This is a genomic window from Chryseobacterium sp. SIMBA_028 (assembly GCF_046535285.1).
In the GTDB taxonomy this organism is placed as follows: Bacteria; Bacteroidota; Bacteroidia; order Flavobacteriales; family Weeksellaceae; genus Chryseobacterium.
Window position 1 is genome coordinate 1 of the sequence record NZ_JAWRWZ010000821.1, and the last position, 237, is coordinate 237.

General features: G+C 64.1%; 1 protein-coding gene. It reads left to right on the forward strand.

The window, feature by feature from the left end; all coding sequences use genetic code 11:
• Positions 1-82: 82 nt before the first annotated feature.
• A partial coding sequence (locus SCA31_RS25500) for a GGDEF domain-containing protein (protein ID WP_410699715.1) occupies positions 83-237 on the forward strand: 155 nt, incomplete at its 3' end.

The following is a 237-nucleotide window of genomic DNA, read 5'->3' on the forward strand; positions in this document are numbered from 1 at the left end:
GGAGCGCGCCACGCGGGACCACCTGACGGGGTTGTTGAACCGCGGAGCGTTCCTTGAACTGGCCAACTCGTAATTGAAGCGATTGCGCTCCAACGAGTCCGGTGCGGCGGTGGTCCTCGCGGACTTGGACAACTTCAAGGCCGTTAACGACGAATACGGCCATGGGGCGGGCGATGCGGCGTTGAAGGCTTGCGCGGATGCCTGCAGTGCCTCGGTGCGGTCCACGGACTTGATCGG